General features: G+C 48.3%; 5 protein-coding genes and 5 pseudogenes. 4 read left to right on the forward strand and 6 right to left on the reverse strand.

Annotation, left to right across the window (positions count from 1 at the left end; translation table 11 throughout):
- Positions 1–64: 64 nt before the first annotated feature.
- Positions 65–825 (forward strand): annotated as a pseudogene (locus tag FJT57_RS13275) (IS5 family transposase).
- A 1,173-nt stretch (positions 826–1,998) separates the two neighbouring features.
- Here FJT57_RS13275 and FJT57_RS13285 read toward each other — a convergent pair.
- A pseudogene (locus FJT57_RS13285) lies at positions 1,999–2,482 on the reverse strand (hypothetical protein).
- Between the two features lie 216 nt (positions 2,483–2,698).
- Between FJT57_RS13285 and rdfA the strand changes: the two are divergent.
- Positions 2,699–3,313: a rod-determining factor RdfA gene (gene rdfA / locus FJT57_RS17375; protein WP_394348817.1), complete on the forward strand. Its 615-nt coding sequence runs from the start codon at positions 2,699–2,701 to the stop codon at positions 3,311–3,313.
- A 54-nt stretch (positions 3,314–3,367) separates the two neighbouring features.
- Positions 3,368–5,305 carry an archaea-specific SMC-related protein gene (locus FJT57_RS13290; RefSeq protein WP_144906017.1) on the forward strand — a complete coding sequence of 646 codons (1,938 nt, stop codon included), beginning with the start codon at positions 3,368–3,370 and terminating at the stop codon, positions 5,303–5,305.
- Between the two features lie 273 nt (positions 5,306–5,578).
- Here FJT57_RS13290 and FJT57_RS13295 read toward each other — a convergent pair.
- The 4 genes and pseudogenes from FJT57_RS13295 to FJT57_RS13310 form a co-directional block, all read right to left on the reverse strand.
- Positions 5,579–6,211: pseudogene (locus FJT57_RS13295) on the reverse strand (IS6 family transposase).
- 78 nt (positions 6,212–6,289) lie between these two features.
- Positions 6,290–6,924, reverse strand: a pseudogene (locus FJT57_RS13300) (IS6 family transposase).
- Between the two features lie 416 nt (positions 6,925–7,340).
- Positions 7,341–8,096 (reverse strand): IclR family transcriptional regulator, encoded by a 756-nt coding sequence (locus tag FJT57_RS13305; protein WP_144906019.1) that lies wholly within the window; start codon positions 8,094–8,096, stop codon positions 7,341–7,343.
- A gap of 116 nt (positions 8,097–8,212) precedes the next feature.
- Positions 8,213–9,226: a 2-hydroxyacid dehydrogenase gene (locus FJT57_RS13310; protein ID WP_144906021.1), complete on the reverse strand. Its 1,014-nt coding sequence runs from the start codon at positions 9,224–9,226 to the stop codon at positions 8,213–8,215.
- Between the two features lie 203 nt (positions 9,227–9,429).
- On the opposite strand from FJT57_RS13310, the gene FJT57_RS13315 reads away from it, so the two are divergent.
- Entirely contained in the window at positions 9,430–10,626 is a 1,197-nt protein-coding gene (locus FJT57_RS13315; protein ID WP_238993996.1) for a hydroxyacid-oxoacid transhydrogenase, read from the forward strand.
- 83 nt (positions 10,627–10,709) lie between these two features.
- On the opposite strand, the pseudogene FJT57_RS17000 reads toward FJT57_RS13315, so the two are convergent.
- Positions 10,710–10,807, reverse strand: a pseudogene (locus tag FJT57_RS17000) (IS6 family transposase); the annotation flags it as partial.

Raw genomic sequence — 10,807 nt, forward strand, 5'->3', positions numbered from 1 at the left:
ATTGTATGCGAGGGCTCTGTTGAAACCCTCAGAGAGTTTCAGTTCCGTCTGGTAATTCCACAGAATGGATGCCCTCCCGAAGTCGCAGATTCACCGTTTTACTGAGAAGGCGATCCATCTGGCACGCCGAGCGGTCTATCGATACTCCTCGAAGTTTTCTAAACACCGCTATACACTCCCGCAGCACGTTGTTCTTCTGTGTCTCAAAGTTCGAAAGAACACGACCTATCGTGGCCTGCTTGACGAACTGATCGAGATGTCATAAGTCCGTCGTGCTCTCGGAGTAGCCGAACTTCCTGCACTATCAACGCTCTGTAAGGCGTTTAATCGGCTTGATATGGCTGTGTGGCGTGTTTTTATTCTCTCTCAGTGACGCTACTATCGACAAGTGGGGTCGTTGGGATTGATGCGTCAGGGCTCGACCGTAGTCACGCCTCGAAACACTATACGAAACGAGCCGAACTCACGATTCAGCAGCTCAAAGTGACACTGCTGGTTGATACGAAGGTGAACGCAACCCTCGATCTACTCGTGACGACTATACGAAAACACGATAGCCCGATCGCACCGTCTTTGATCAAGCGTAATCCCGAGAGTATTCACATCCTTGTCGGTGACAAAGGGTACGACGATCAGAGAATCAGGCGACTTGCCCATCAATACGAGGTTTGTTCACTGATCAAGCATCGTGAGTTCACGTCACTTCACCGGGCATAGAACGAACGCTTAGACGCTGATCTCTATGGACAACGGAGTCAATCAGAGACTGTCAACTCAACGCTCAAGCGGAAGTATGGTGCGTTCGTTCGATCTCGACAACGGTGAACGCAGTTTCGTGTACTTACCATCACTGGTCTCGTTCACAACATCGACCGATCATTCCTGAACGGCCAGTACAGACGAACCGTTAAGCGGCCATACAGAAGTAGTAAAGGAGGAAGAGCACAATATTTCACCGGTGAAAAGCCGATCAATCCAAGATAGCGAGCCCCTCGACAACGATAGAGTCACCCATCACTGAGTCGGGGACCGGACAACCGTGACACAGTGTTAAGTAGTACAACTATTCCGAGCAGAGACGCAGTGAGGTGTACGATAATCTGGCCGACAAACGCGCCGGTCCCAACCGTACACGAACGATCGTTGGTTGTGAGGCATAGACATTCAGAAGAACTACACCGAGTGCGCCATCAGATCGAGGGAAAACCGCCGCGGACCCGTTGTCACGTGATAGAGCGCGACGACCCCGAGAAGTGTCGGTGCTACCCAAATCATTATTCCAATAACAATACCGGAAGGCGGGCTATCAGTGATACCCGAGAGCCGAATCGACGGGATGGCGAACAGCATCACGACGACGAGCAGGGTAGCGACCGAGAGCGCTATCTCAGTTGTTTGAATAGAGGGCTGATCTTTGAGTGTTTCGTCGGGGCGGCACACCTAGACAAATACCCGTCCGAAATAGTAAACTATTGATGATCGGGGTACTGCTCTATTTTGGCTTGCCATCCGATAACTTGGTCCACCTGTATCGGCCGCAACCGGATCAAAATTTACACCGACACTGTGGTGGATTCAATAGATCAGTCAAATCATAGCTATGTAGAGCTATCCTTCCGATCGTATATGGGGATTGCTAGGAGTAATATCTTCTAAGTATCCATATATCACACGTCAGTCCTTCGATTAGGGTTTCGAATCGGTCTATGTAAACTGTCATTGGAGAACTCATCTGTCTAGGCTAACTATAAATAAAAATGATAGATATAATATATGGTATATAATATTATTTATTAGCATTCGAATATTGTCTTTACATTCGAGAAGTCCTATTTGCGCCTAATAGTGTTAAAAATCCTTCTTTTGATTGGTAAGATTAATTGATATGATTCCTTTAACCTAATTAATTCGGTTTTTTCAGCGAAATAAGAGAGTAAACTCCGTAGCCCTCACTTACAAAATATTCGGCTCTGTAGTTTCGATACACTACGGTTGATTTCACGGATATCTTACGCTTCGGCAGAAGTTATAGTCGTCGCTTTCAGCAGCATTACACGACCTCCAGCCACCACTACACGCACGCACGGCAGCGCCGAGCGTGCGCTTGGTTGACGAAAAAACGGTTTTAGACTGAAGCATTGGTGGTACCGATCACCGTCTATGCGGGCGTCATAAGTGTGATCGAGCGGATTTTTGAATCTGTGCTTGATCAGCGGTCTAATGCCATTTTCGCGGAGTTCATCGCGGAAAGCTTTCGCGTCGCGTTTCTTCGAGTAGTCGAGTGGATGTTGGTGATGTACAGCGTTTCAACATCCACGAGCGCAGTGACTTTCAGCGCCCGGACGCGGTAGGATTTGCCCAGATCGATACGGAGTGTATGGAACGTGAGTATCGCCCACTCGGCGGGTTCTTCTGTATTATCGACAACTGGTCTAGCTGTATCGACCGTAACACGCGTGAGAAGACGGAATTCGGATATCAAACTATGCTGTCTCCTCGCTTTCTACGGCAATAACGCAGTCGCGGTGTCTCCGTCTAGCGAAACTACAGATCCAAATATTCCAACTAAAAATGAATACAAAATTAATAATTTGATGGTTTTTCTCATATGTGAGCTTCACGCCAAGATAGAATGCCAACCGTACGCGAGTCATAGGTTTCGATGGGGTTAAGCGATTGAGTGCTGTTATTCTGATTTATGAGTGAGTCTGGGCCTGGGCCACGTGGGAAGGTGGAGCGATTACTTGAGAAGTATAGTCTTGAGGAGTTCGGTGATTATTTACTTGATCGGTGGACGGCGGAGGATGCTGGGGAGCGATTGAGTTTGCGGGAGCTCGCACGAGAGTTCAATATTAGACTGCTTGAAGTGCGGTTGCGGGAGGTTGATTTGGAGCCAATTGAAGCGACGTTGGAGGGGTATTATGACTCGTTGACTGGTGATGGCGTGAGTAGTGGGGTCCAAACTCAGGTTCGACGAACCCTTGCACAATCCGGCGTAGATGTACAGGAATTGACGGACGAGTTTGTATCTCGACAGGCGATCCATACGTATTTAACTAAGACTCGGGGAGGGAAGCAACCCGCGTCGGATGCCTCAATCTCGACTGCGGGTGTCAAGGAGACAGTCGAGCGACTCCGATCGCGGATCCGGGAAGTTTCGACAGGTCGGTTAGTCCGGTTACAGAATGCTGGAGAAATTACCCTTGGGGAGTTTCGGGTCACCGTGGATATTCAGGTGTACTGCTCCGACTGTGGGACCCAGCAGAGTATGACGGACCTTCTCTCACAGAAGGGGTGTAATTGTGGTGGGTGACTAGTGCTGGAATTTAGGAAGAATTATTGTCTGCACGTGCCAATTACAATAATAATGCCAACCGACCAAATGAAGATTTCAGTATCGAATATCGGCGGTATTGATGAGACGAAGCAAACCTTCGAGCCAGGAGTCTCAATTTTGGCGGGGCGAAACGCTACGAATCGTACGTCTTTCCTGCAGGCGGTGATGGCTGGATTCGGGAGTACGCAGGCGAGTTTGAAAGCGGATGCAGATGAAGGATTCGTTGAACTGATGGTGGATGGTGAGTCGTATACCCGAACGTTGACGCGTTCGAATGGCGGGGTTACCTATGGGGGTGATCCGTATTTGGATGACGCGGAGGTTGCGGATTTGTTTGCGTTCTTGATTGAGTCGAATGAGGCACGGTTGGCGGTGTCGCGGGATGAAGAGTTGCGGGATGTTATTATGCGGCCGGTGGATACAGAGGTGATTCAAACCGAGATTCGTGAGTTAGAGCAAAAGAAGCGGGAGGTGGATTCGAAGACTGAGGAACTTGAATCACTTAAAAATCGGCTGCCGAAGCTCCAGGAGCGGTTAACGCAACGCCAGATGGATATTGAGACGAAGGAAGAGGAGTTGGCCAAGAGAGAGGCGGAACTTGATGAGCTTGATCAGGGACTTAAGGAGACGCGGGAGGAAAAGAATGAGGTTGAGGAGACGTTCAGTGAGTTGCGGGAGGCACGCCAGGAGCTTGAAGATCTCCAGTATAAGCTGGAGACCGAACAAGAGAGTCTTGAGTCATTAAAGACGGAGCGGGAGGACCTACAGGACGCGCTGGAGCAGCTGGAGACTGGGTCAAAATACAGGATCGAAGAGCTGAATGCTGAATTGTCTCAGCTCCGGAGTGAGAAGCAAGCGTTGGAGGCTGAAATTAGTACCCTTCAGCAGGTTATTCAGTTCAACGAGGATATGCTGGACGGTTCAACTGCAGATATTGCACATACGTTACAGCCCAATGGTGGTGCGAATGCTGAATCAGTCACGGATCAGTTGGTAACGGATACCGAGGTGGTGTGTTGGACGTGTAGTTCGCGGGTAGAGCAATCTGCTATTGAGGAGACAGTGGACGATTTGCGGTCATTATTGAGCGGTAAACACAGTGAGGTCCGTGAGCTAGAGGACGAGATCGGAGAGCTGAAATCGGAGAAGGAGTCGATCGAGGTTCAGCAGGAGCGTGCCGAAGACGTATCGCGTCGTCGCCATGAGGTGGAGGAAGAAATCGAAGAACGAGAGGAGGCGATTAATGAGTTGGAGAATCTGATTATGATACAGTCTGAGAAGATTGAGCAGCTTGAAGCGGAGGCAGAGGCCGTGGAAGATGAGGACTATGGTGAGATTCTAGATGCGCACAAGGAGGTTAATCAACTCGGGTTCGAGCTTGACCGGCTCCACAAGGAGGTCGAAGAGATTAAGACGGAACTCGCTGAAGTAAACGACCAAGTTGCTAAGATTGGAGACCTTCAGGATCGTCGTGAGACGATTACAAGTGAACTCAATAAGCTCCGGACGAAGATTGAGCGACTCGAAGAGGGAGCAGTAGAGGCGTTTAATGACCATATGGCGGATATTCTTGGTATTCTTGAGTACGAGAATGTCGAACGGATTTGGCTCGAACGCACTACAAGGGAGGTTCGAAACGGCCGACAGAAAGAGACGAAGAGTGTATTTGAGCTTCATATTATCCGCTCAATGCCGGATGGCACAACGTACGAGGATACTGTAGACCACCTGAGTGAGAGCGAACGAGAGGTGACCGGACTCATCTTCGCTCTTGCGGGCTACCTTGTCCATAACGTCTACGAGACGCTCCCTGTTATGCTCCTTGACTCGCTGGAGGCAATTGACTCAGACCGCATTACAGAACTAGTTCATTACTTCGAACAGTACGCTGATTACCTATTCGTTGCCTTGCTCTCAGAAGATGCAATGGCGCTGGATGGACAGTATCCATTCGTGAAGAGCCTGTAAATCGGAAAATCCGTCTATCATTCGTGCGTTTATCATAGTAAAAACCATCTTATGAGAAGTCCCTATATTAACCTATGATGGACGTACGGGTGTCATAGAATAGTGTAGGTCTGAATCTGTAGAGGCTATCGATTTCCAGATCAATATATAAAATATATGATACTTAATTGCTTGGTGCAGAATAGTATCTCACAGCAGGTCAGCCCGTCGAGCGGAATACCCTTTAGAGCTAAGGGTAAAGCAAAAATTTTGGGAGTAGCGGCTGGGTAGTGTTTAGTTTGGAGCATTGAACCAGGCGGCAAATGCTTGGAGCCAATTTTCGGCGGTTTGAGGCTCAATATGGCTGAAACAGTTTGAGAACGAGGAATTTCTGCGTTTGAGTTCTCGAAAGATTCGTTCGATGGCATTTCGATTTCCATCTCGTTCAGTTTGAAATCAGAGGCCAGCTCTGTCCAGCGCAGTTTGGAGGTGTTGAGCGCCATCAACCAGAAACACAGCAGTTCGACATCGTGTTTCTGGCGGAGTTCTCGCAGAAAAATCTCAGTTAATGCGGTCGTCGTTGTTGAAAAGAGCCGTAGATGCAGCAGGTCGTTCGTGTCGGGACCGGCAGCCGCGTACTGCCAGAATTGCTCGTCATTGATCCGAATCACGGTTTCGTCTACGGGAACGTGATTCGGGGTTCGACCGTCTGCGGGCTGTAAATCGGCCTTTTGTATCCCATCATAGATCACTCTACGAGAGCGCTCGAGACCATCTCTTCGAGAATCGAGGCAGTATTCGATAGTGACAGCCCCGCTAACTGGAGTTGAATTCCGAGTTTCATCGCGTGCTCGGGTGTCCGTTGTCGCTCCACAAATCCAAGTCAATCCAGTCCGTACATCCACTGAGGCGATTGATTTTTAGCATAGAGCACCACAAAATCACACCGTTTCACTCTTCATCCTTAACTAAACACGACCACACGACCAGCGGCTGAGGCATTGCTCAGATAAGCTGATTGAAGCAGACGGCGAACGCTTGCAACCACGTTGCTGCTGTGTTCGAATTAGCGTGTCTGAAGTGGGTAGCAAAGGCTTCGGCTCGGCGTTTCAGTTCTTTAAACACGCGTTCAACGGTATTTCGACTCCCGTGGGTGACGTGTTGGAATCAGAGTGAGTGGCGATGGCTGGCCGCCTGCAGTCACGATGCACCATCGACCAAGGAGGCTGCGTCGTCGACAAGATAGTTCTGGCGGAATTCCGTGATGAACACTCGCTCAGCGTGGAGGTTATGGTCGGAAACAGTCGCACGTGCAGCAGGCGATTCTAGGCGGGGTCAACCGCAGCAAACAGCCAGTAGTGCTAATCATTCGCTCGGATTACGGCTTCGTCGCCCGCGACGTAATCCAGGTCGTGACCCTGTGCAGGCTGTAGATCTGTCTTCTGGACCCTGTTGTGAATGGTAGATCGACAGCGCTCGACACCCAACCCATTGAGGACAGAGACGGTATCCGATAGCAAGAGCCCTGCCAAATGCAGTTGGATACCGAGCTTCATCATCGACTTGGGTGCCACTTCTCGCTCCACAAACGCTAACTCCGGGAAGTCGCTACACTCGATGAGGCGGCTGGTTTCTGGCATAGGCACCAAGCAACTACGGCCGCCTCACTTTTCGATCTTATCTGAACAAGTATTTTTGATCGTGTTAAACCTAAGACTAATTACTTTTGTTTCCCCAATCGACGGTATACCACTAGAAAAAAGGTAATAGATTGCCCCTCTTTGTGGGTATAGTCAAATATTCTGTTGGATATCTGTTGGATTATCTTATTTCCTCCACTAGAGTAAACGTCAGTTGACGATTAATTAATTTACTACTGTCAAATAAGTATTTGGCAGTAAATTCTCAAAGAGAAGAAAATACTTGAAAGTATATACCCTAGCCAGTTGAGGTTTGACTTGTAAAAAGATAGTTTACTAATAGTAAATCGGGCTGTTTCCGCCTTGTTTCAACAGCAGTATTTTATTGGATATAGTATTCGAGATTATCCAATACGCTAGGAATATGTAATATTTAGTTCAATTACGTTTGCTGCTCGATCGATGGTCTCTGGAAGTTCTTTTTTAAACCGCTCTCCTTTCATTCTGCTTGTAGGCCCGGAAACACTGATAGCCCCAACGGCATTACCGCTATTATCAACTATCGGTACAGCTATGCAACGTAACCCCGAAAATGCCTCTTCTCGGTCGAAGGCAATCCCAGATTTCCGAATTTCCTCTAGCTCTTGGAAGAGCTGATCTCTGTCTGTAATTGTGTGTTCGGTATTTGCTGGGAGTCCGAAACGACTGATAATTTCCTCAACACGTTGTTCGTCAAAATGGGCTATCATTGCTTTTCCCAAGGCTGTACAATGGGGGAGAACTCGTTTTCCGGTATATGTATCTAGGTGCACTGCATCTTCGCCGCGGGCTCGATATAGATACACTACCCAACCGTGCTCTTCGACAGCCACATTTGCTAATTCGCCCGTTTCTGTGGCTAATTTTTCAATTTCTGGCTGTGCCACTTTTTGTATTTTTAACCGGTCCCGGGCTCGCTCACCAAGTTCAAGGAATCGAAGACCCGTGTAGTACGTCTTGTTCTCCTTCACAACGTATTCTTCTTGCTCAAGTGTGCTCAAGTGATGGTGGACCGTCGCTTTAGTCATATCTAGGTGGTCAGCGAGCTCTGTTATACGGGCTCCTTCGAGCTCTTTCAGCCCCTCGATGATCGACAACATCTTGACCCCGGACTTTATCGTTTTCTTGCTCATCTTAGTATAGACTTCTTTCTCCCCAGAATATAAATGCTGTTTGCTGTAGCTACGTTATTGTTTGATAATGCATATCGAACCTAATTTCCCCAAACCCAGTTTCATCCTGAAATCAGCTAACTAACTTCCTTTATCTGATCGAATACAGAATTTGGAAGGGATTTGCCCTCCAGTGCTGCGAGAATATTTTCTGCGGACATCACGGACATTCGCTCTCGTGTGGGAGTACTCGCACTACCAATATGCGGCGTAACAACTAATTTTTCAGGTTCGTGTCGTAGTATACTATGATCTGAGGGGAGGGGTTCTGGATTAGTAACGTCTAACGCAGCAGCCGCAATACTTTCGTCTTCAAGCGCATTGTCCAGCGCATCCATATCTACAATCTCGCCACGGCTTGTATTGATAAGGATACCTTCGTTATTCATTTTCTTGAATTCTTGTGATCCAATCATGTCGTATGTTTCCTCTTTCAGCGGTACGTGTAACGAAACAAAGTCGCTGGTTTGTAGTAACTCGTCTTGGGGGACATACTCTATGTCCACGCCCATCTCTGCTAATTCTCGTTCCTGCTCGTTTTTTCGATAGGGGTGGGAGTAAACGACGTCCATGCCAAACCCAATAGATCTGCGAGCGACTGCAGAACCTATACTTCCTATACCGATTATTCCGAGGGTGCGGTTATGTAGATCATGGCCAAGAAGGGTTGTGGGGCCCCATGCTTTCCACTTCCCGTCTAGAACATATTCATGAGATTCAACTACTCGTCTCGCACAAGCAGACATCAGTGCCCAAGTCAAATCCGCAGTAGTTTCACTGAGTACACCCGGTGTGTATCCAACCATAATATCCTGCTGGGCGGCCTCCTCAACGTCGATATGATCATAACCTACAGAAAATGTACTTACAACCTTCAGATTTGGTGATGACGCCAAAACATCTGCATCGATGGTATCAGAGACATTACAGAGCAACCCAAAAGCCTCAGTTTCCGTGAGCTTCTTCATTATGTGACCCTTCGACGGTGGTACCTCCTCTTCCCACATCACAATTTTACACCTCTCTTCTAGAAGTTCTATACCCGGTTCAGGGATACGCCTAGTTACGTACACGACCGGCTTCTCGTCCATATACACTGTACCTGATGGTAGGGTTATTAATATTTCGTCCAACCCAAGGCCGAATCAAATTTTCTACTCACTCGGTACAAAGAGAACCTAATATCACTACTTCGCTCATAGAAGAGCACCACATTCCGGGAAAACTACTTGTGCGGGTACTACGGAATAGTAAATGACCGATGTTTACCCAAGAGTCGGTATGGGAATTCGATATGGCGGACAGAGTAAAGTTCGGTATAAACGCTGTTGATGAACTTCCGACTGACATTTCAAGTTGGAATGCAAGATCGGCTACGATTATCACCGATGAGGGGCTCGCCCAGACGGGGATGATAGACGAAATTACCGATTGCCTTGAGGAAACTTTCGTACATATCTATACCGGTGTTGAGGCTGATCCCTCGATAAAAGTTTTCGAGGAGGCCTTGGAATTTGTGCGTGAACGGGACCCCGATGTGATTATCGCTGTTGGTGGGGGGAGCAGCATCGATGTAGCTAAGACAGCCAGTGTTATCCACGATGAAGATGGTAGTGTTAGAGATTATATTGCTCCTCCAACTGGAGGAGGCAAAGAGATTACTGAACCCGGAGTTCCCGTCATTGCGATTCCAACTACAGCAGGCACCGGGTCGGAGTCCTCTCCTGTTTCAGTCATCTCGCTCCCCGAGAAACAGCTTAAAGTAGGAATATCCAGTAAATACCAGTATCCCGACTTGGCGGTTGTAGACCCTCGGTTGACAACCTCACTTCCATCAAATTTGACTGCGTATTCTGGACTAGACGCATTATCGCATGCAGTTGAGGCGTATGTAACTCGCCCCTTTGATGGAAAGGAACAACCGCAAACGCCGGAGGGAAGACCGGATTATAATGGTAGAACGTTACTCACGGATCAACTCGCCACTACCGCCATCAAGCTGATCTCTGAAAATTTGAGACCAGCTGTGAACAACGGGGCCAATCTGGAGGCTAGACGTAATATGTCTCTTGCAAGTCTGTTGGCTGGAATCGCTTTCACGAATGCTGGACTTGGTGCTACTCATGCACTTGCTCTATCAGTCGCAGGGAAGCATAATACGCCTCATGGGCTAACTATTGCAACGTTACTCCCTGCGGTTATGCGCTTTAATGCTGCAGCACAACCTGAACGGTTCCAGACGATGGCAGAACTTCTGGGAGAAGATCTATCGTCTGGAAGTCAACGTTCTAAGGCCCTAAAATCTGCAAGCGCTGTTGCATCACTTGCAGAGGATGTTGGAGTTTTGGGAGGTCTTTCCGAACTGGGTGTGGCCGAGAATGAACTACCCCAGCTTGCGGAAAATACGATGCAACTCGAACGACTCCTTGTGGGCAACCCGAGAATGGTGACAAAAGATGCTGCCAAGGCGATATTACAGGATGCGTTCTAACCAATTGTAGCGTCGCCGTCCGAAACCTAACCGTTTGTAGTCACTCAGCAAGGGGCTATTTGGCGCAAATTGAGCGGTAGTGTTTAGTTTGGTGCATTAATCCAGGCGCAAATGCTTGGAGCCAATTTTCGGCAGTTTGACGCTCAGCGTGGCTGAAACAGTTTGAGAACGAGGAATTTCT

It is taken from the genome of Halobellus captivus (assembly GCF_007655485.1).
Taxonomy (GTDB): Archaea; Halobacteriota; Halobacteria; order Halobacteriales; family Haloferacaceae; genus Haloquadratum; species Haloquadratum captivum.

What these genes read in the sequence shown, in the direction of transcription:
- FJT57_RS13310 (WP_144906021.1), bottom strand. Translation starts at nt 9,226, where the DNA reads ATGGACGAGAAGCCGGTCGTGTACGTAACTAGGCGTATCCCTGAACCG.
- FJT57_RS13305 (WP_144906019.1), bottom strand. Translation starts at nt 8,096, where the DNA reads ATGAGCAAGAAAACGATAAAGTCCGGGGTCAAGATGTTGTCGATCATC.
- FJT57_RS13290 (WP_144906017.1), top strand. Translation starts at nt 3,368, where the DNA reads ATGCCAACCGACCAAATGAAGATTTCAGTATCGAATATCGGCGGTATT.
- rdfA (WP_394348817.1), top strand. Translation starts at nt 2,699, where the DNA reads ATGAGTGAGTCTGGGCCTGGGCCACGTGGGAAGGTGGAGCGATTACTT.
- FJT57_RS13315 (WP_238993996.1), top strand. Translation starts at nt 9,430, where the DNA reads ATGGCGGACAGAGTAAAGTTCGGTATAAACGCTGTTGATGAACTTCCG.